This window comes from Pseudomonas brassicacearum subsp. brassicacearum (genome assembly GCF_008801605.1).
Classification (GTDB): Bacteria; Pseudomonadota; Gammaproteobacteria; order Pseudomonadales; family Pseudomonadaceae; genus Aquipseudomonas; species Aquipseudomonas brassicacearum.
Genome location: NZ_VZPJ01000001.1, coordinates 70,837 through 90,985 on the forward strand (window position 1 = coordinate 70,837; position 20,149 = coordinate 90,985).

22 protein-coding genes are annotated in these 20,149 nt (G+C 56.9%); 10 read left to right on the forward strand and 12 right to left on the reverse strand.

The window, feature by feature from the left end; genetic code table 11:
- Window positions 1–127: 127 nt before the first annotated feature.
- Both F7R20_RS00320 and F7R20_RS00325 read left to right on the forward strand, forming a co-directional pair.
- Window positions 128–1,066, forward strand: a complete 939-nt coding sequence (locus tag F7R20_RS00320) for a hypothetical protein (RefSeq protein ID WP_003201272.1) — start codon at window positions 128–130, stop codon at window positions 1,064–1,066.
- Between the two features lie 36 nt (window positions 1,067–1,102).
- Window positions 1,103–1,264: a DUF2986 domain-containing protein gene (locus F7R20_RS00325; RefSeq protein ID WP_003201271.1), complete on the forward strand. Its 162-nt coding sequence runs from the start codon at window positions 1,103–1,105 to the stop codon at window positions 1,262–1,264.
- 23 nt (window positions 1,265–1,287) lie between these two features.
- Here the strand turns inward: F7R20_RS00325 and F7R20_RS00330 are convergent, their stop codons facing one another.
- Window positions 1,288–2,004, reverse strand: a complete 717-nt coding sequence (locus tag F7R20_RS00330; RefSeq protein WP_003201270.1) for a class I SAM-dependent methyltransferase — start codon at window positions 2,002–2,004, stop codon at window positions 1,288–1,290.
- Window positions 2,005–2,210: 206 nt separating this feature from the next.
- On the opposite strand from F7R20_RS00330, the gene arsH reads away from it, so the two are divergent.
- A complete protein-coding gene (gene arsH, locus F7R20_RS00335) occupies window positions 2,211–2,945 on the forward strand; it encodes an arsenical resistance protein ArsH (RefSeq protein ID WP_003201268.1) in 735 nt (244 codons plus the stop codon).
- Between the two features lie 96 nt (window positions 2,946–3,041).
- Here arsH and F7R20_RS00340 read toward each other — a convergent pair whose 3' ends face one another.
- Entirely contained in the window at window positions 3,042–3,347 is a 306-nt protein-coding gene (locus F7R20_RS00340) for an NIPSNAP family protein (RefSeq protein ID WP_003201266.1), read from the reverse strand.
- A gap of 126 nt (window positions 3,348–3,473) precedes the next feature.
- Between F7R20_RS00340 and F7R20_RS00345 the strand changes: the two genes are divergently transcribed.
- Window positions 3,474–3,773: a hypothetical protein gene (locus F7R20_RS00345; RefSeq protein WP_003201264.1), complete on the forward strand. Its 300-nt coding sequence runs from the start codon at window positions 3,474–3,476 to the stop codon at window positions 3,771–3,773.
- Between the two features lie 104 nt (window positions 3,774–3,877).
- Window positions 3,878–5,644, forward strand: a complete 1,767-nt coding sequence (locus F7R20_RS00350; RefSeq protein WP_003201262.1) for a S8/S53 family peptidase — start codon at window positions 3,878–3,880, stop codon at window positions 5,642–5,644.
- Window positions 5,645–5,659: 15 nt separating this feature from the next.
- On the opposite strand, the gene F7R20_RS00355 is transcribed toward F7R20_RS00350, so the two are convergent.
- From F7R20_RS00355 to F7R20_RS00365, 3 genes are all read right to left on the reverse strand, one after another.
- Window positions 5,660–6,373: a class I SAM-dependent methyltransferase gene (locus F7R20_RS00355; RefSeq protein ID WP_003201260.1), complete on the reverse strand. Its 714-nt coding sequence runs from the start codon at window positions 6,371–6,373 to the stop codon at window positions 5,660–5,662.
- 112 nt (window positions 6,374–6,485) lie between these two features.
- Window positions 6,486–7,022 carry a dihydrofolate reductase family protein gene (locus F7R20_RS00360; RefSeq protein ID WP_003201258.1) on the reverse strand — a complete coding sequence of 179 codons (537 nt, stop codon included), beginning with the start codon at window positions 7,020–7,022 and terminating at the stop codon, window positions 6,486–6,488.
- A gap of 122 nt (window positions 7,023–7,144) precedes the next feature.
- Entirely contained in the window at window positions 7,145–7,783 is a 639-nt protein-coding gene (locus F7R20_RS00365) for a hydrolase (protein ID WP_003201256.1), read from the reverse strand.
- A gap of 163 nt (window positions 7,784–7,946) precedes the next feature.
- Here F7R20_RS00365 and F7R20_RS00370 point away from each other — a divergent pair, with 163 nt between their 5' ends.
- Window positions 7,947–8,843, forward strand: coding sequence for a LysR family transcriptional regulator (locus F7R20_RS00370; protein WP_003201254.1), 897 nt, complete (start codon window positions 7,947–7,949; stop codon window positions 8,841–8,843).
- 185 nt (window positions 8,844–9,028) lie between these two features.
- Here F7R20_RS00370 and F7R20_RS00375 read toward each other — a convergent pair whose 3' ends face one another.
- From F7R20_RS00375 to F7R20_RS00385, 3 genes are all read right to left on the reverse strand, one after another.
- Window positions 9,029–9,490, reverse strand: a complete 462-nt coding sequence (locus F7R20_RS00375) for a GNAT family N-acetyltransferase (protein WP_033028104.1) — start codon at window positions 9,488–9,490, stop codon at window positions 9,029–9,031.
- A 267-nt stretch (window positions 9,491–9,757) separates the two neighbouring features.
- Entirely contained in the window at window positions 9,758–11,086 is a 1,329-nt protein-coding gene (tssI, locus tag F7R20_RS00380; protein ID WP_003201251.1) for a type VI secretion system tip protein TssI/VgrG, read from the reverse strand.
- A gap of 152 nt (window positions 11,087–11,238) precedes the next feature.
- Window positions 11,239–12,342: a polyamine ABC transporter substrate-binding protein gene (locus tag F7R20_RS00385; RefSeq protein ID WP_003201249.1), complete on the reverse strand. Its 1,104-nt coding sequence runs from the start codon at window positions 12,340–12,342 to the stop codon at window positions 11,239–11,241.
- A gap of 138 nt (window positions 12,343–12,480) precedes the next feature.
- On the opposite strand from F7R20_RS00385, the gene F7R20_RS00390 reads away from it, so the two are divergent.
- Window positions 12,481–13,272 carry a helix-turn-helix transcriptional regulator gene (locus F7R20_RS00390; RefSeq protein WP_003201246.1) on the forward strand — a complete coding sequence of 264 codons (792 nt, stop codon included), beginning with the start codon at window positions 12,481–12,483 and terminating at the stop codon, window positions 13,270–13,272.
- A gap of 28 nt (window positions 13,273–13,300) precedes the next feature.
- Here F7R20_RS00390 and argC read toward each other — a convergent pair whose 3' ends face one another.
- Window positions 13,301–14,230: an N-acetyl-gamma-glutamyl-phosphate reductase gene (argC, locus tag F7R20_RS00395; RefSeq protein WP_003201243.1), complete on the reverse strand. Its 930-nt coding sequence runs from the start codon at window positions 14,228–14,230 to the stop codon at window positions 13,301–13,303.
- A 113-nt stretch (window positions 14,231–14,343) separates the two neighbouring features.
- Here argC and F7R20_RS00400 point away from each other — a divergent pair, with 113 nt between their 5' ends.
- Both F7R20_RS00400 and F7R20_RS00405 read left to right on the forward strand, forming a co-directional pair.
- Complete coding sequence (locus F7R20_RS00400; protein WP_003201241.1) at window positions 14,344–15,228, forward strand: LysR family transcriptional regulator; 885 nt, start codon at window positions 14,344–14,346, stop codon at window positions 15,226–15,228.
- 115 nt (window positions 15,229–15,343) lie between these two features.
- A complete protein-coding gene (locus tag F7R20_RS00405) occupies window positions 15,344–16,303 on the forward strand; it encodes a hypothetical protein (protein WP_003201239.1) in 960 nt (319 codons plus the stop codon).
- A 6-nt stretch (window positions 16,304–16,309) separates the two neighbouring features.
- Here the strand turns inward: F7R20_RS00405 and F7R20_RS00410 are convergent, their stop codons facing one another.
- The 3 genes from F7R20_RS00410 to F7R20_RS00420 form a co-directional block, all read right to left on the reverse strand.
- Window positions 16,310–16,636, reverse strand: a complete 327-nt coding sequence (locus tag F7R20_RS00410; protein WP_013693180.1) for an antibiotic biosynthesis monooxygenase family protein — start codon at window positions 16,634–16,636, stop codon at window positions 16,310–16,312.
- Between the two features lie 41 nt (window positions 16,637–16,677).
- Window positions 16,678–17,652: a zinc-dependent alcohol dehydrogenase family protein gene (locus F7R20_RS00415; protein WP_003201236.1), complete on the reverse strand. Its 975-nt coding sequence runs from the start codon at window positions 17,650–17,652 to the stop codon at window positions 16,678–16,680.
- Between the two features lie 62 nt (window positions 17,653–17,714).
- Window positions 17,715–18,017 (reverse strand): ArsR/SmtB family transcription factor, encoded by a 303-nt coding sequence (locus tag F7R20_RS00420; protein ID WP_003201234.1) that lies wholly within the window; start codon window positions 18,015–18,017, stop codon window positions 17,715–17,717.
- Between the two features lie 171 nt (window positions 18,018–18,188).
- Between F7R20_RS00420 and F7R20_RS00425 the strand changes: the two genes are divergently transcribed.
- Window positions 18,189–20,048: an ABC transporter ATP-binding protein gene (locus tag F7R20_RS00425; RefSeq protein WP_003201232.1), complete on the forward strand. Its 1,860-nt coding sequence runs from the start codon at window positions 18,189–18,191 to the stop codon at window positions 20,046–20,048.
- Window positions 20,049–20,149 lie beyond the last annotated feature (101 nt).

Below are 20,149 nucleotides of genomic sequence, written 5' to 3' on the forward strand. Positions count from 1 at the left end.
GCATTCGCCAACCTCGCCCCAACTCTGCGCGCACTCTCACGCCACGAACAACCAAAGCATCGCTATGCTCTACGGATAGATGCGTCCGGGAAGCGACCGTCTGCTGCTTAATATCAAGGAGGATTCTATGATGCGGGAAGCAACCACCGGACTGGAAAAACAGATAGAGATCGCTACAAAACTACTCTCCCTGTCGGCAAAAATCGGATTGCTGATTGGCGGCACGTGCATCGTCAGTTATTTATTGAGCAACGGTCATTACCCACAAGGCGTATCCGTTGGAGACAGTTTGTTGTTTCTGGTCACGGCGTTTTGCTTCGGACTGGTTTGTGTTTACTTTTCAGTCTCCGTCACGGCTGTCGGGATATTGCTTTCGCCGTTCTTCATACCCGTGCTGAGAAGCTTCGTCTGGCTACATGGAAAAATCACCGATAAAAATCCCGTACTGGAATTCAAACGACCAAAAATAACCTTCCTCTCGGTATTTTTTGGAATATGCGGCGCGGTGACCATTTATTTCCTTACCCATAAAAGCCCCTTGGAACACATTCAGCTCATCCTTCTGCCCATTTTTCAGTACATCGTTTACTCCGCCTATCTGGAGCAGAACAAGAAAATAAAAGCAGCGCAGCCATCGGCACCTGAAGTCGTCGATTCCGAGCATCCTGACCAGAATCCTCACGCCGAAATGAAACCCTTGAAGAGAACCAGGGCAGTGATCGGTGGGGTCATCCTCCTGACGCCCCTTCTCATGGGCGGCGTGACTTCGGACTTGCTGCAAGTGGCCATGAGCTTCGCGCAAATACGTATAGAAAGGGCAACGATTCTGGTGAAACCGCCTTACGCCAATCTATTGCCAGCCCCCAAGGATTCACCGCTGGAAAATTACAAAAAATTTGAAAATGCAACGGTGATTTTCCGAGGCGTAGGCAATTCGACACTCATTGAAATGCACGCCGATGAAACGGCGATCCGGTTGGAGATCCCGAATGACTCGATCATTATCGAGCGCCGTGTGAAGCCCGCTGCAAAAATGAGGAAAGATCCTGAGAAAACGGAAAGCTGATACCATCCGGAAAATTGACATGCTGAGCAGAACAACATGAATCGCCGCAAGAAAATAAACCAGTTGTTAAAGGCTAACGCCAAAAAAGCCAGCGCCAAGCTGGCTCCCAAAAACAAGACTCAATACATCAGCAAAGCCGACCGACTGAAGCTGGCGGCAGAAGCCAGCGACGCCCCCATCTCGCCCCCGGAAAGCTGATCCAGGTCGCTGAAGCTCCATGCTCAGGCCGTTTTGCAGGTTAACCAGGCGCTCCAGAAAAGACTGCTGAAGAACCGGGTAGCACTGCCGAATCCTGCATCATTCAACAGTTTTTGAACCGCTGCCTCGGAATGTGGAGGGTCGGCGCCTTGAAGAATCTTGCCAAGCTTGACCGTCACTTCTTCCGGGCTGGCGCCATGCTGTCGCCAGCGCTGCCCCCAGGCCGCGAGGAGTAACGGCTGACTGGCATACGCATATTGGTTCCCGGCGACAATCAGCGGCGCCCCCGGCTTTAGACGTGCCTGGATGGACCGTAATATTTTCGACTTGGCTTCATCCCCATCGAGATGATGGAGCACACCGATCAAGGTGGCAGCATCGTACGACCCGTTGGCTACCAGGTCTTCAACATGCCCAAGATGCATGGCGGTTCTTTCAAGCACGTTGTTTGCGACTAATTGCTGCTTCGCGGCCTCCAGCATAGGCTCGGACGGATCGACGGCAGTGAAGCGCCAACCCGGCTCCAGCTTGGCCATTGCAATGATCTCTTGCGCCGTACCGCCGGCGCCCACCACCAGTATTTTCGCCGAGCCCACATTTCCAAGGGTCGCTGCCAGCATGCACGCCGCCAGGTCCTGGCAGGCGTCGTATCCAGCGAGCGCAATGCGGCTCTGCCGGCCGTACTCGTTGGCCCGTGAGGTATCAAATTTTTCCGCTGAACTTAACGAGGATGATTTCAAGGCGCAGTTCTCCGTGTGCTGAAATCAAGCTACACCGCGCTTATGGATAATAAAAATTCATTAATTTTATGCGCGGCATTCCCATAAGGAATATCGTTTTCCATCGGCAGAATTTTGCGCGGTCAGCCAATTGCGGCTTGCGATAAACATATGGAAATACGAATATGCTTTTTTCCATATGTTCTGGACCGGATTGGAGCTGTGTAATGACTGAATTCTCCAGCGAAACCCCGCATGACTTCCCAAATCTTGACCTGTCACTCTTCGACGTACCAACAGCGGAAAAACTCGCAAAGAGCGCAGAACCCGAACATAAACCGCGCATACTTTTGCTGTACGGATCAACCCGCGAACGCTCTTTCAGTCAGTTGCTGACCCGCGAAGCGGCGCGTCTGTTGGAGCTCATGGGCGCCGAAACCGCTATCTTCGACCCGTCCGGGTTGCCACTGCCGGACGATGCGCCCGTCGATCACCCCAAGGTGCAGGAACTGCGCGACTTGGTGATGTGGTCGGAGGGCCAGGTCTGGTGCTCGCCGGAACGCCACGGCTCGATGTCGGCGGTGTTCAAGGCGCAGATCGACTGGATCCCGCTCGCACTGGGCGCGGTTCGTCCTTCCCAAAGCAAGACATTGGCGGTGATGCAGGTATGTGGCGGCTCGCAATCCTTCAACACAGTGAACCAACTCCGCGTGCTGGGTCGCTGGATGCGCATGGTCACGATCCCCAATCAATCCTCCGTCCCCAAAGCCTTCCTTGAGTTCGACGAAGCCGGGCGCATGAAGCCCTCGTCCTATTACGACCGGGTCGTCGATGTCATGGAGGAACTGATGAAGTTCACCTTGCTGGTGCGCGGCAGAGAAACCTATTTGGTCGACCGCTACTCCGAGCGCAAGGAAAGCGCCGAAGCGCTATCCAAACGCGTTAACCAGAGGTCTATCTAGGTGCCGCGATAGTAATAGGTCTTCGGTGTGATGTAGGACTTTAACGAACGTTGGCTCATGGCTTGAAATCTGACATTGATTCAAGCAGCCACCCGCTCAATCAAGAACAGGCCGCAGGAAACTACGCTCATAACTCAGAATGAATCGTTGTTCCGTCGCCTGGGTCACCAATTCAACGCACGCTGGATCCTGTTCGGCTTTCCTTCGATAGTTTTCGTAGTCGGCCAGGCTGGAAAAGCTGAACAGGCAGTAGGCGATATTGTTGGCGCCTTCGGCGGGAAGAAAGTAGCCATGATGGACGCCCCCCATTCGGGTCACCACTTCAATCCATTGGCGCGAGTAGCTCTCGAAAGCTGGGATCTGGTAGGGGTCAATGACGTACCTGACATGGCAAGTAATCACGGGCTCAATCCTTTGAAAACTGGAAAAAACGGATTCTACACAGGATACGAGGCCTGTCGTCGATGATTGCCATTAGCCGAACAACTTTGCTGCTCTCTCCATCTCATCACCCAGGATCGAAACACCATGGATGAACGCCAAGCAACCATCAAGAACAAGATCCACGCCGTGGTGACGAGCAGCGAATCCGACGAGATCACCTATCGATCAGAGTGGCTCGGTTACCTGCCCTTCCCGGTTTTTCATTGGATTGAATACCAGGGCGAAAGCTTTTCCAGCGACTTCCCCTTTGATTGGTCCCTTGAGGATCTGGTGAGTCTTGAGCGCACAGGGTTCTTGGAAACACTGGAAGCTTATGAAAACCCGGAAGACAGTTTTGATCGGGATATCAGGTATCGCGTTCATGTTGGGTGTGCGCCTCGATAGCTTCTGAACGAAGAGGCGTCATCGCTGGGTAGCGTTATTGCGCTGAACGAAGCAAGCAACGCAACAGTCGGAGCAACAGGACCCTCGGCAAAGAAACCTGGCTCATGCCCCTACGATCCGCTGCCCTCGCTACGTTGTTCTCTTTGTCTGCCTGCGCAGCTGCCGCAGTGCCTGAACCGCTGCGCCTGGAAAGCCTGAAACGCTGCGGCGACCTGCTGCAAAGCCAGCACCAGGACTGGTGCCTGACCGTACGCGGACTGGGCAACGCAACGCCACAACTGAAACTGGGCGCAAAGGTGATACCCGCAGACAAGGTCCAGCGCGAAGGGGAAAACCTGCGCTTGCGCCTGGACAGCGCCGACTACCAGAGCGGCCCGCTCTGGCTGCAGGACGGCCCACGCGCCAGCAATGCCGCCTGGCTGACCTTGCGCAACAGTCACGTACTGGCCGCCGGAACGGACGAAGTAGCGAAGAACATGGATGGCCTGACCACCTATGTCGACCTGGTCAGCGTGCTGATCGAAGAAGACCGTGATGGCCGCCAGGAAGCCGAGCGCCTGGCCCACAAGTACGGGGCAACGGTGGTCGGCAGCATCGCGCCGCTGAACCTGTACCAACTTCGCCTGCCGGCCAAGGACTTGGTGCAGCGCGACGCCCTGGTGCTGCGCCTGGGCAGCGAGACCAGCGTGGACGCCGTGGTCATCGAAGAATCCTCGGCCGAAGAAACCGAGCAAGCCGCAGTCCATCCTGAAGAACCGAAGAAGCCAGCCCTGGACTCCGACGAGTGGGCCGCGAATCGTTTTCTCGACGCGGTGAATTATTACCAACGACGCATCCCCGGACGACAGCCGCCCATCCAGCCGCAACCGGTGCGCATCGGCCTGATCGAGCGTGATGTGGATTTCGACACGACGGACTTTGCAGACTACCTTGGCGCCTGCTCACCACCACGCACCTGCGTCTACGCCCGCGATGCAGACAAACCGGACAACCACGGCACAACCGTCGCCGGCATTCTCGCAGCACGCTGGGACGACAGCGGCAACACTGGTTTTCTCCGCGGGCTGGACAAAACCAGCGGTGGCTTCGAGGTCATCGTCGAACGTAATTCCGATGCCGGGATCACCGCCAACATCGCTGCCTCGGTCAACCTCGTGGAGGACGGTGTACGCGTACTCAATTGGAGCTGGGGCATCCACCGCGTCGGCGCGAAAGACATCAAAGGCGATGACGTCGACTCGCTGCTGCGCTCGGGCATCGCCATGGGCGGGTACGAGGAGTTGCTGGAGGAGTTTTTCCTCTGGCTGCGCAAGGAACATCCCGACGTCATCGTGGTGAACTCCGCCGGCAATGGCGCTTCGTTCTCGGGCAGCGATGAATACCGCCTGCCCTCCTCCTTCATCACCGAGCAATTGCTGGTGGTCGGCGGGCACCAGCGCAGCGAGCACACCGGCGTCGCCGTCGACGACCCGGCCTACGCGGTCAAACGCAGCTCCTCGAACATCGACATGCGCGTCGACATCACCGCCGCCGCATGCGCACATGCCTCGACGACCAACGCAGGCCAGCAAGGCGCAGTGCATTGCGGCACGTCCTACGCCACGCCCATGGTCGCGGGGCTGCTGGCGGCAATGCTGTCCATCAACCCGCAACTGCAACCCGAGCAACTGCGCATGCTGCTACGCCGCAGCGCCATGACCATCGGCGACAATCACGACTTCGAACAGATGGACGCCGAAGACCTCACCGCCCCCATTCTGCCGTCGGAGCGCCGCTACCAACTCAACGACAAAGACGTCGGCCGCTCGGCGCGGCTGGACATGCAAAAGGCCCTGGACCTGGCCGCACAAAGCCGCGACCGCGTGCGTTGAAAGTCAAGGTCACGTCTAACTCAAGACGATGTCTGCCTTGCGCGGGCAAAACCACCCATGCATCAGCCCCGCCTGGAAGAACTGTACCGGAGCCTCGAACCCAGCGCTCTCGATGAGACCGGCGACCTGCTGTGTCGGCAGGATAGCCACGTCTCGGGCGTAGGCGGCACGAGCTCTCACCAGCATTTCCGGCTGTACGCCTGCAGAGGACATCAGCGTCATCCAGTTGCGCAGTAGCGCCTCATAGGCAGGTGATTCGGTATCAGCGGCGAGGTCGGCGTTTGCCAGTATTCCACCCGGCTTAAGCCGGCGGGCGATCTCGTGGAAGAAAGTTATACGGGCTTGTGGTTCGAGCAAAAACTGAGACACCAGAAAACAGGTAGCGCCGTCGTGGTCAGGCTCGGCAGGCAGCGCGTCAAGGTAACCATGGTGAAAGCTGCAACGCGAAAGGAAGCCTTCTTGTACCGATTTCTGTCGGCAGATATCGAGCATGGCGTCCGAGGGATCAACGGCGGTGAAATGCCAGCCGGGGTTCTGCTTGACCAGGTGGGTCAGTTCCGCACCAGTGCCCACACCGACACAGAGTATCCGGGCATTCTCCGGTAAGTCAGCGAACACCGCGTCGAGCAGGGTGTACAGGGCGTCACGAATGGGCGCCATTCCCGCCCACTGCTTATCGTAGCTGGCGGCCTGCTGATCGAATAAGGCCTTGAGTTCTTCATTGCGCATGGAGAGCACCTTCCTTTGCGTCGTGACGGGATGAAGCCGCGATGGATGTGGCTACGCTTTCAGTATCCCATGGCTGTCAAGCCCCACCGGTTGTGTGGCATTGAATCGCCAGTCATAGGACCAGTCTGTAGGTGGACTGCACCAGCCCCGAAGGAAAGCTGCGGCTGGATACCAGTTTCAAATCCACATCCCGCTCAAGCCCGCCAAACAACGGCCGCCCCGAGCCGATCAATACAGGAACGGTGGTGATCACCATATCGGTGACCAACCCATCGCGCAGGAACGACTGCACCACCCGCCCACCATCCACATAGACGCGCTGCACGCCTTGACTCTCCAGCTCAGCCATCAAATCCTTGGGGGCCAGATCGGAGAAACGCAGCTTGCCCTCCAACGCCTCGGGCACTGGCGAATCGGCTAGCTGTTCGGACAGCACTATCACGGGCCGGTCGTAGAACCAGGTGTCGAAGGTCCGCACCTTTTCATAGCTCCCGCGCCCCATCACGATCACCTCCTTGTCGGCGATGAAGGCTGAATAGCCGTGGTCTTCGGATGGGTCGTCACGTTGTAGAAGCCAGTCGATGTCACCGTCGGGGCGAGCGATGAAGCCATCCAGGCTGGTGGCGATGAAGACGTGGGCGGTGGGCATTTTTGAGGGTTCCTTGTTATTTTACTTGAGCACCAATGCAAGACCATCAACGCCGATTATGGAAATGAAAGTAGCGGCCGCATTCGCGAACGCCACTTTCATCACGTATCAGTCAGGCGTTCTTAGCGCGTGCCTCCATGGGCCTTTTCGGCGTTGAAACCATCGAAGTTATCGAAGACACCCATGAAGCCGGGAACGGTCAACGCTCGCGCCCAGTCGCGCTGGAGTTCGCAGTACATCTGCACGCGGCTGATGAGCTTCGCGCCCGCCTGTTCCATTCGGCGCAACGCCGCCTCGTGCGCGGCCAGTGACGTGCCGCCGACCGCATCGACCGGCACATAGACTTCATAACCTTCCTGAATCGCGTCGAGTACCGGGAACGTCAGGCATGCTTCGGTCCAGAGCGCAGTCATGATGAGCTTCCTGCGGCCGATCGCTTTGACCGCCTGCTTGAACTCTGTGTCTTCCCAGCTGTTGATCGAGGTGCGGTCATAGGTTGGCAGATGGCCGAGCACGTCCTGCAGCTCCTGGATCGGTGGTTTGTTGCGGCCGGTCGCGACGTTGACGGTCGAGTGAATAATCGGAAGATTGTAATTGACCGCCGCCTTGGCGACGCTCGTTATGTTGAAGACGAGCTCGTCACGGGACATCGAGCGAATCGAGGAGACCTGGATCGGCTGGTAGTCGATGATGATCAATGCCGAGTTCTCGGGGGACAGGAGTTGGTCGGTCTGCGGGTTGCGGATATTCTCGCTTGCCATTGGCAAATCCTTTTATGGGTAATCCACGCTTGTGGGAGAAATGATTTTCCGGGAGACATGCACCAGCGGCGACGTTGCCCGGAAGCAGCATTGTGCTGTTCCCCTATTCGGTGCAGTAGTAGCATTGCGAGGCGAGCTGTGTCGCAAAATGGGGAACGCTGGAATGGACATTGAAGAGCTGCAGACCTTCGTCGAAGTGGCTGATGCGGGGGGCATTTCACCTGCCGCGCTTCGGCTTGGCGTGTCCAAATCGATCGTCAGTCGCAGGCTCGTTCGGCTTGAAACGGAACTTGGCGTCCAGTTGCTTGCACGATCCACACGCGGGGCGGCTCTCACAGAAGCCGGGGCTACGTTCCGCGACTACGCCGCCAGAGTCTGCGCCGAGATCGACATAGCCAAGGAAACGATCCTGCCCGCCGGAGCCCTTCGTGGCCGTTTGCGAGTCGCCGTACCACTCTCTTTCGGCCCGACGCATTTCGCGCCCGTGCTCGCGGAAATGGCACGACGCCACCCCCAGCTTCATATCCAGACCTGCTACAGCGATCGTTTCGTTGACCTCATCACGGAGGGTTACGATTGTGCGATACGGGTTGGCTACCTTCAGGACTCCAACTTGATCGCAAGGCGCATCGGCCCGATCTATGGGAAGCTCCTCGCCAGTCCGGACTACATCAAGGCGCACGGATCACCTGAGACGCCGGAGGAGATTGTCGCCCATCAGGCCCTGATGCAGAGCACAGAAGCCTGGCAATTCATGGATGGGGACAAGATCATCACGGTTCGTCCGCAGGGCCGCTTCAAAGCCGACAACGGCATCGCGTTAGTCGCTGCGGCAACAGCAGGCCTTGGGATCGCTTACCTGCCCGATTGCCTCACCTTTGAACATGTGGCCTCGGGGGCACTGGTGCCGATCATGACGCGTCATCCACCGCCCCCGGCAGGTGCCTATGTCATTCGCCCGTCAGGCCAGCATCCCGCACGCAAGATACGGGTCCTCACCGAACTCCTGATCGAGTACTTCGGCGACTCTCCACACCTTGCGGCGCTGCCGCCGGTCTGAGGCATGACAGCGACCACAATGCTCGTCGTGACTCGACTCATCGAACAACCCGGTTCGTTGCATCAAAGAGGTCTGCCTTGCCTCCGGCAGCGAGGGCGCTGAAGCGGGCATCCATGGCAATCGCGGCAGGCAGAAATCGGCCATGTGCAATCAGTGGTTACCACGACTTTGATCTTGAAAAAGTGTCAACCCAAACGTTTTTCAAAGTAGACACGATCAAATCCATCCTCCGAGCGCCGCTGGACTTCGACGTAACCAAGTCGAGGATAAATTGACAGATTGTCGGTCATCTTCACATTCGTATAGAGACAAACGCTACCAAAGCCCAAGCGCGTCGCCTGCGCCTCGCAAAATTGAATGAGTGCTTTGCCGATCCCTTTCCCACGACCTTCTTTGGACACGGCTACATTTTCGAGAAACATCTGCTGACCCACAGGAAAGAAGACGATGAAGCCTCGCAATTCGTCTTGTTCTCCGACTGAAAGGTGCACAAAACCGGCTGCGATCTGAGCACCGAAATCCGCTAACATCGGTGCAGGCTTTCGTCCTATTACCGAAACATACTGGGCATACGCTTTCTCGGCACAAGCACGCACTGCTACTTCATCGTCTGCAACTGCTTGGCGGATCATTTGTGTTTCGCCCATGGTAAATCCTGACGAATGTCTGTGTGATGTCGGCTCGGGAAGACAGTAAAGGCACCCGACCGACGCTGCGATATGATCGTTTGTGGTCGTAGATTAACCCGCGCAGACCGCTCTGCGGTATAGGCAACCTCTTTGATGTGCGCCTATAGAGTGATCCGTAGCGAAGGCAGTTCGTAAGGTCACCAAAGTCGATTGCAGTCACTTGTGACTGGCAGCAATCGGCCAAAAACTGGCGCTCAGCAACATCAATGTAAGGGTCTGTCCCCCTTAGCGACAACACAGACAACCGCTGACCACCGGCTGATCAGGGTCATTCTCAAGAAATGTAACCACGACTTCCATGCCCGTCCGAGGCGGCCCCATCTCACAACTCCAATCGGCGGTTCCCTTCAGCCAACAATGACTCTTGTCGTCAAATCTATCTTCGCGGTCCCAGGGGAACTTGACCTTGATCCGCCCGAAGCGCCGATCGCTCTGGATCCCCTCGCCTTCCAAAGCGACGACTACAGCGGTCTGGAGGCTTGGTACCTGAGGCTTCTTGTGAGCCAACGGCGGACGATAGGAAACATTCCACGGAAGAACGACAAAGCGGTTGCGGTAACCCTGATGAAAGTCATCGTCGTTCCCAGTGTTGTCACTGGCGACGTCCTCACCCAACACCTGTGGTTGCCGACCTTCGTGGATGACCTGGGTCAGTAGCCATAGAGTGTTCCACTCTTGGCGCGGATGGCCTGAGATTTCCAGCACGTGGCCGCTGACTAACCGAGTCTGGTCACTTTGCCCCTCGGCTTGTCGATAGGCCACATGGCGGCGCTCCATAGTCCGAAGGCGTATCTGCTTGCCGTGCTCATGACCGGTGAAACGCTCCGGTCTGTCATCTTTCTCATTGTCCAGATATTGCTCGAAATCATGATTGCGCTGCGAGATACGACTGGTGAGCTGTCCCAGACGCAGGTTGATGCGTTTGATCAATGGCTCGTTGGCCACCCTATCGCTCTCATGGCCATAAGCAGTGGGTTGGCCAATATTGGGAAAAACCGCCTGATCATCGCCAAAGACCAGCACGTGGCCATGAGCGCTGTGCTGGAAGTGAAAGTGGATACCCTCTTCTTCGCACAAGCGCTGAATGAAGTGCAAATCCGTTTCGTCGTACTGGGTACAGTAGTCACGCTCGGGGTAGGTCGCCCCCAGATGAAACCGATAGGCGTCGCCCAGAATGCCGTGCTCTTCCAGTACCAAGGCGACGATTTTCGGCACCGAGAACTGTTGATAGATCCTCTGGCTGATGCGATGGCGCAAGTAGGACAGGTGCGGTACGAGGGCCAGCCTGTAGCGCGTCAAACGCTCACCGTTACTGCTTTGAGCGATGTGGTAGACCCGTCCATGAATGCCGTTGCCCTTCGCGTCGAAGGTCAGAAAAGCCTCTACGTCGAAGAGGTTTTCGAGATCCAGGTCAGGCCGCTCGCTAACAAATTCCACGTTGAAGAGGTAAGGCCTGCTGATCGCCTCTTCTCCAGTGAATGCGAGCACTTGAAAATCGTGCTCAAAACCGTCGATGGTCAAACTGAAGTGCGTTTGATTGGCTGGGCTGAACATCCGCTGTTCTCTTCTTACATAAGGCGGCGCAATGGACCGGAAGACCCTGAGTAATACTGGGTTGATGGATTAACAGGTACTCACCCACCCGCCCAGCATCCCTGTATATCGGCGTTTGCGTCTTACTTTCCAGACATGCAAATCAAGTCAGATCAGACACCACTCTTCACTTTGGTCCAGATCCGCGTGCGGATCCGCTCCAACTTCAATGGCAGTGGCTCAAGCGGAATAAGTGTTGCGACCGTTTTTTTGTCTGGATAAATCCAAGGATTGTCTCGCAGCTTCTGCTCGACAAACTCGGCGGCATCCTTATTGGCGTTAGGGTATAGCGTGTGGTTTGAGGTCTTGGCGATAACTTCTGGTCGCATCATATAATTAATGAACGCCATGCCTTCCTTGGGATGGGGAGCATCTTTCAGCAAAACCAGATTCTCCGACCAGGACAGCGCTCCTTCGCGAGGCAGGCTGTAGGCGATCTTGCGCCCTGTGTTGGTCTTCTCGTTGATGGCCTGTGCCGCAAGGGCGCCATTGGCCCATCCCACAACTGCACAAATATTGCCGTCAGCCAGGTCGGCGTCGATTCTGGACGAGTCGAAATAGAGGACATAAGGACGGATTTTCAACAGCAAAGCCTGAGCTTTCTGGTAATCCTCCGGGTTCTTGCTGTTGCTAGGGAGTCCAAGGTAATTCAAGGCAATGGAAATGATCTCACTTGGAGAGTCAAGCATTGCCACACCACATGACTGGAGCTTGCTAATGTTTTCTTCTTTGAAGATCAGGTCCCAACTATTCACCGGAGCACTATCACCCAATGCCACCCTGACTTTGTCAACGTCATAACCAATGCCGGTAGTGCCCCATAGATAAGGTACGGCGTAGCGGTTACCAGGGTCATTGACCGCGAGCTGTGCCAAGAGATCAGGATCGATATGTGAAAAGTTACTCAGTTGACTACGATCCAACGGCTGAAGGACTCCCGCCTGGATCAGGCTGGGCAACACATTGGAGGTCGCCACAACCACGTCATAACCGGTGCGCCCAGCCATGACCTTGCTCTGCATGATTTCGGCGCTGTCGAACGCATCCATATGCACGCTCGTGCCAGTTTCCTGTTCAAACTCTTTTGGCGTCTCCGGCGCAAGCAACCCGAACCAGTTATACAGATACATCCCGGGCTCTACAGCCGCTACTGATGTGCTTATCCCTGCACAGAGAAGCGAGGCGGAAAAAATGGTTCGCAAATGTGACTTTCTCATGCAACATCCTTGTCAAGACGATATGCCCTCATGGCCATCGTTAACCCTGGCAGCGAATATACCGGGTGTTACCGAATAGTAAATACCTACGAATACTTACCTTTGACCTGCGAATCCCTAACCCTAAAGGGGTAGAAAATGCCGTTTGACCTCCACAGCCTGGCTTGGCATCGATCGATTGGGAAGCTGATCATGCAGCTGAACCGTCCAGATTTCTGGAGTTCACTTGTTCGCACATTAAATGAATATGTACAGATCGATAATTGGGTTGTATTGATTTTCAGCAATCAACACGTGCAGGTCGTTAGCCTTCCTGAGATAGCAGACGCGGAAGAAGTCGACGCGTTCATTCATCGCTATGTGAAGGGTCTTTACTTGCTGGATCCGTTCTATATAGCCAATCGGGAAAATCCACAGAGTGGTTTCTTCCACCTATTGGATATTGCACCGGCATACTTTCTTGAAACCGAGTACTACCACAAGTATTTTGCACAATACATCTCCATGGATGAGGCACAGTACAATGTCCAGCTCGACCCCGACAGAACGTTGTGCATTTCCATCGGCAGCAAAGTTCGCTTTAGCCAAGAACAAATAACCATGCTTGACATCATCAAACCGTGGGTGACTGCATTAATGCATCAGCGCATGGGTTTTGAAGTTGACGTAGAGAAAACTCCGGCTGAACCGCCTCTGTGGCCGGAAACGGTCAATCAACTTGGCACCCAAATAACAGCACGCGAGAGTGATGTACTCCGTTTATTGCTCAGCGGCTTCTCCAATAAAGAGATAGCCGGAAAGCTGTCCCTCTCGGCGGAGACCATAAAAGTTCACCGCCGCAACATTTACGCAAAATTAAATATCAAGTCACAATCTGAGCTCTTTGCTCGATTCTTCATGCCCAAACAGAATATTCCCGCTACCCATTGAAGTCAGGGCAGCGAGCTGATTTGCGCGGTCATGCGCCTGCAAGCATCAAGTCCAGATTCTGCACCGCCGCGCCAGCGGCGCCCTTCCCAAGATTGTCAAACACCGCAGCCAGCAAAACCTGCCCGGTCTCATCATTCTCAAACACCGACAATCGCAAATCATCGGTTCCGTTAAGCGCTTGAGGATCAAGGGACGTCATCTCCTTGGATTCCTGCATCGACATCACCTGTACATGGTGCGCATCGGCGTAGTGCTGCATCAAACATCCATGCAACTGCACCGCGCTCACGCCTGGCGCCAGCAATCGGGTTTGCAAGGGAATGGTCAGCACGATCCCCTGCCGAAAAGCGCCATAGGCCGGCACGAACATCGGCCGCTCCGTCAGCCCGCTTTGCTGCTGAATCTCCGGAATATGCTTGTGTGCCAGCCCCAGCCCATAGACCTGAAACGCCGACGCCTGTGCTGCGCCTGCGCCCTCATGCTCTTGCACGCCGACGCGTCCTTTTCCGGAATAACCCGACACGGCATGAATGTTCAGCGGGTAATCCCTGGGCACTAATCCGGCCTCCAGCAATGGACGCAGCAACCCGATCGCCCCCGTTGGGTAGCAACCGGGATTGCTGACCCGGCGCGCAGCGGCGATGCGTTGGGCCTGTTGCGGGTTCATCTCTGCGAATCCATAGGTCCAGTCTGGATGGGTGCGGTGCGCCGAGCTCGCATCGATCACCCGAACGGCGGAGTTTTCGATGGTCGCTACCGCGTCGCGTGCGGCTTGGTCGGGCAAGCAGAGAATCGCGATGTCGCAGTGGTTGATGGCTTCGGCGCGACGTTGCGGATCCTTGCGATGTTCAGGGCTGAGGGTGAAAAGCCGCAGATCGCTGCGCTCGCGCAGACGTTGATGGATTTGCAGCCCGGTGGTGCCTTGGTCGCCATCGATGAATACAAGGGGACTTGCCATGGAATGCTCTCGGACATTGGAAATCAGGAGCCCAATCTTCAGCGAGGCTCTAAGATAGGAAAAGTTGAATTTATAAACGATGAAATTCAGTTTTTCTGAACAAGGAATCCCTCATGCGCGAAATCAGCCTCGACCGTCTGCGCACCTTGGTAGCGATTGCCGACCTGGGGTCGTTTGCCGAGGCCGCCCGTGCGCTGCACCTTGCACCACCCACCGTCAGTCTGCATATCGCCGACCTGGAGGCGCGCGTAGGCGGCAAGCTGTTGTCGCGCACCCGCGGGCGCGTTCAGCCTTCAGCGATAGGGAACACATTGGTGGAACGCGCGCGGCGCCTATTGGCAGACGCAGAGCAGGCGCTTGAAGACGTTGAACGTCAGGTTCAAGGGTTGGCCGGGCGTGTGCGGCTAGGCGCCTCCACGGGTGCCATCGCACAGTTGCTGCCGCATGCGTTGGAGACGTTGAGCCAACGTCACCCCGCGATCGATGTACAAGTCGCGGTGCTCACCTCCCAGGAAACCTTGAAGAAACTTGCCGAGGGCGCTTTGGAGGTTGGCTTGGTTGCGCTGCCGCAGCCGCCGGTGAAGGGCTTGCGGATCGAGCCGTGGCGACGGGACCCGGTCATGGCGTTCCTGCCGGCTCGCTGGGAGTCCCCGGAGGTTGTGACCCCCGTTTGGTTGGCCGCTCAGCCGTTGATTTTGAACGACACCACCACACGCCTTTCGCGCTTGACGGCGGAGTGGTTCGCCAGTGATGGGCAACAGCCTGCGCCGCGTATCCAACTGAACTACAACGACGCGATCAAAAGTCTGGTGGCGGCCGGATATGGTGCGACGTTGTTGCCCCATGAGGCGGCCACGCCATTGCTCGATAACAGGATCGTCATGCGGCCACTAAAGCCCTTATTGTGGCGTCAACTGGGTATCGCCCACCGCAGTCAGGAGATCGAACGGCCTACGCAACATGTGCTGGATGTGTTGTGGGAGTTGAGTGCGGAGTGATTATGTCTGGGCATGAGGTATTCTGCGCGGCGTAAAACACGATCCAGGCCTGCGACGTGCAACCGATTGTCACGTCCCCTTGATCGATCTAAAAGCGGCGCACCAGGAGATCTGCATGTTGATTGGACATCGCTTCGAGCGCACCGCCCAGGATGACCTGCACATCCACTCGCGCAACCGGGTGCAGAGCGCCTTCGTGCTGCTGACAGGCGCGCTTGCCTTCATCTTGCCGGTGGCGTTCGCCGTATTTGTGATCGCTGATGGGGGCACGCCGCTGATTGACGTCGATCCACTGTCCTCACTGCTGATCGTGCTCGGGTTGCTGTTGATTCCCGCACTCGGCCTACTCCTGATGGTGTACACCGGCATCCGCGAGACTTTGCAGTTATCGCGATGCGACGGTGAAGGCAAGCGCCGCACCCAAAACTTTTTTGGGCGCCGCGAGCGTGTGCATTCAGTGTTCAGAATCGATACCCCCAAATGCCTCGAGCTTCGCCGCCGCCAAGATGCCGAACCGGCTTACACCCAATTGTGGCTGGTGATGCGCGATGGCAGCGAACACCGCCTGACGACCGACAACGTTCCGGTAGTGCCGGGTAGTAAACGCACCGACGTGTGGCTGCGAGAGCTGGCCGACTACCTGAACGTGGCAGTGCCCACCGAAGTCGTGGTGGGTTCGGCGGCGGGAGTGAAGAAGGTTACCTACAGGCCTGCTCCAGCCCCAACCAGCGGTAAGGCGGTGAGGGAAGCCAGGCAGCGCAAAGCCAAGGGGCCCACGCCTTCCCATGAGGTCACCGAAAAACTCGGCACGCCCGCACGCGCCCTGCTCCTTCTAATGGGTGTTTTCCTGGCACTATTGGAGCTGAGTCGCGTCATCGCATTGGTGCCCGCTCTGTTTGCCGGGCGGCTGCGTGTCGGCGGTCGAACGGGCACGACAACTTTCTACTGGGCCGAGCAACCGCTCACCTTCTCATTCAACATGCTGGTGGGCATGGCCGAGGTGTTGATCATCGGATTCATCGCCTGGGGTTGTCTGCGCATGGCGATCCGGGGCCGGATGAGCTCCAATCCCTGAGGGCGGTCAATTCGACCACTGCTCGGTCAGAAACGGTGAGCAGGACGCTGTCCCGTCAATATGGTAGACCCTCGGTTCTTCCGAAAAATAGTCCTCCAAACCCATCATGAACATCCGATGGTCTTCACTCTCTTCGAAACCCGGCGTGTGATCCTCGAGCGATTGCCATCGCACGATCAGGTTGAATTGTTGGGGGGACTCAATCCCTTGCGCTAGCAGGTGACCGCAGTAACCCTTTGCGCGGGTGAGCAAAGGAGCGACCTCGGCAAATGCACGCCTGAACATTTCAATGCGTTCTTTGTGAATGGGGAGCAGAGCGACCTCATAAATCATGGCGTTCCTCGAAGATGACTTGAACGGTTAAAAGTGCGCACTTAGGCGATGAGCGATGGCTCGACTGCTATCGCGATTTTTCCTTGAACGCCGTTGTTGGGACTCTCCAGCCGGGCATGGGCAAGTGCAATGTCGGCAAGCGAATAGACAGCGCCAACATGTGGCCGCAGCTGACCTCGCGCGACCAATGCGCTCAACTCATCGAGCTTGCCGCGGTTCTGCCTTGTGAAAACGAAGTGATAACTCGCGTTCTTGCCCCAGGCCTGGACAAGGTTTTGTGGCTGTGCAATGTCCACGATCGAGACAACGCGGCCAAGCTGTGCCAGCGCGTCGGGGCTGCGCGACAAGGTATTGCCGCCGATGGTGTCGAACACAACATCAACTCCGCGGCCCCCCGTTTCCCGCATGATGGCGTCGACGTAATCCTCTTTTTCGTAATGGATGACCACATCGGCCCCCAGACTCCGTGCGAACTCAGCGTTTGCCTCGCGCACGGTCGTGAACACCCGTGCCCCCATGGCTTTTGCCATCTGGATCGCCACATGACCGACGCCTCCCGCGCCGCCGTGGATCAGAATGCTTTCCCCCACTCTGAGCGCCGCACGCACGATCAATGCTTCCCACACCGTCCCGCCAACCAAACTCAGACTTGCCGCCTCCAGATGGCTTAGCGAGGGTGGCTTCTTCCCGATGATGGTTTCAGCAGCAACGTGGTACTCGGCATAACTGCCTGGCCCGTCAAATATTTGCGGGGTGTACCAGACTTCGTCTCCTGGAGCGAAGGCTGTCACGCCTGGCCCAACTTCTTCGACGACACCCGATACATCGTGTCCGGTAATGGCCGGCAGTTGCACCAGGTCGGGATAATCGCCGCGTCGAACCTGGTAATCCAACGGATTGATGGAGGTTGCGTGTACCCGGACCAGGACTTGCCCCGTGTGCGGCACAGGCTTGGGCACATCGCAGAGTTCGAACGATCCCGACCCGCCGAATGATTTAAGTACCATTGCTTTCATCGTAAAATCCTCGAATCTACAAAAAGGAATATCGAGATATCTCGATATGCTACGGTAAAAAATTACAGCTCTTTCCCTATGACCTCGGCAAGCGCCCTGATGGTTGCTTCATTGCGCTTGTAGTAGGTCCACTGACCGACGCGCCGGACTTCGACCAAGCCCACTCGTTGCAGCGTTGCAAGGTAACCAGACACCGTTGACTGCGACAGTCCGATACCTTCTTGAATACTGCTGACGCAGACACCCACCGTGAGAACGTCACCTTCATCCTGTGGAGGGAAGTTCTTTGCGGGATCCTTCAAGCCTTTCAAGATTTGCAGGCGTGTAGGGTTTGAGAGTGCTTTGAATATTTCGATCAATTCCATGCCTCGAGAATATCGAGATTTTTCGATATGTCAATACGTAGCTTAGCTCCCCTCCCGGCAACCCAATATCTTGAGCAGCATGCCAATAGAACCATACCCACCACTCCACAGAACCCTCAAAGCCACCTTTAAATGGCAGAATCTCCTTAATTGATCGTTCTGGAGACCACCATGCTTCGCGTGTTTGAACAAAGACTCGACCCCTTCCCACCCGACGAGGTACCGCCGCCCCCCGAAGGCCTGGCCCGGTTTCTGTGGGCCTGCACACGGGGCGCCCGCGGCTATATCCTTGCGTTTGCGCTGCTCAGCGCCGGTGTGTCGATCTACGAAGCCTGGCTGTTTTCCTTCCTCGGTCAGGTCGTGGATCTGCTCTCGACCTGGCAAGCCGGTGGTGAGGCGGCGGCGCAGGAAAGTCGCGTGCTATGGGGCATGGGCATCGTCATGGTGGCGAGCATCGGGCTGGTGGCATTGCGGACCATGGTGCAGCACCAGGTATTGGCGATCAATCTGCCGTTGCGGCTGCGTTGGGACTTTCACCGCCTGATGCTGCGCCAAAGCCTGTCGTTTTTTTCCGATGAGTTCTCCGGCCGGGTCACCACCAAGGTGATGCAGACTGCGCTGGCCGTGCGCGACGTGCTGTTCACTCTGATCGAGATCGCACCCGGCATCGGCGTGTATTTCATTGCGATCATCGCATTGGCCGGCGGCTTCGCCCTGAAACTGATGCTGCCGTTCCTTGCCTGGATCGTGTTGTTCGGGCTGGCCATGCTCTACTTCGTGCCCCGCTTGGGGAAAGTCGGGCAGGAACAGGCCCATGCGCGCTCCTCGATGACCGGACGGATCTCAGACGCCTACACCAACATCACCACCGTGAAGCTGTTCTCCCATTCCAACCGTGAAGCGCACTTCGCGCGCGCGGCCATGGAGGACTTCAAGCAGACCGGCTTTCGCCAGATGCGCCTGGTCAGCCAATTCGAAATCGTCAACCAAGCGTTGGTGGTGGGGTTGATCATGGCTGCAGGCGGTTATGCGCTTTGGCTGTGGCACCAGGGCGACGTCGGCGCCGGTGCCGTGGCGGCGATTACCGCCATGGCGTTGCGTATCAACGGCATGTCGCACTGGATCATGTGGCAAATGACCTCGCTGTTCGAGAGCATCGGCACCTTGCAGGACGGCATGGCCACCCTGACCCGCGGCCCCAAGGTGCAGGATGCGCCGGACGCCGGGGAGCTGGCGACCTCTGGCGGAGCGGTCACCTTCGACAAGGTGAGCTTCAACTACAACGGTGAACGCCAGGTGCTCGATGGCTTGAGCCTGAACATTCGCCCGGGCGAAAAAATCGGCCTGGTAGGCCGCTCCGGCGCGGGCAAATCCACGCTCATCAACTTGCTGCTGCGTTTCTATGATGTCGACAGCGGGCAGATTCGCATTGACGGGCAGGACATTGCCCACGTGACGCAAGACAGCCTGCGCAGCGCCATCGGCATGGTCACCCAGGATACGTCCCTGCTGCACCGCTCCATTCGCGACAACATCGCCTATGGCCGACCCGACGCGAGCGACGCACAAATCCGCCGTGCCGCGGCCAATGCCCAAGCCGATGAGTTCATCAGCCAACTGAGCGACCGCCAGGGTCATAGCGGCTACGACACCTTGGTGGGCGAGCGCGGCATCAAGCTGTCGGGCGGTCAGCGCCAGCGCATCGCGATTGCTCGTGTGATGCTCAAGAACGCCCCGATCCTGCTCCTCGACGAGGCGACCAGCGCCCTGGATTCGGAAGTCGAAGTGGCCATCCAGGAAAGCCTCGATGAAATGATGCAGGGTAAAACTGTCATCGCCATTGCTCATCGACTGTCCACGATTGCGGCGATGGATCGACTGATTGTCATGGATGATGGACGCATCATTGAACAGGGTACTCACGCTGAATTGCTCGCCAAGAACGGTATTTATGCGCGGCTGTGGCACCATCAGAGTGGTGGGTTCCTGGGTGAGGATCGGGGGGTGACGGAGGACATGGATCAGGTATGAGCGCTGAGCGCTTGGGGATGATCTGCAAGCGGGTGTTTTGGGTCGGAAGCTGCCCTGCTTCCGACCCGATTTATCTTGGAAAAATGGGGTCTATCCCACGC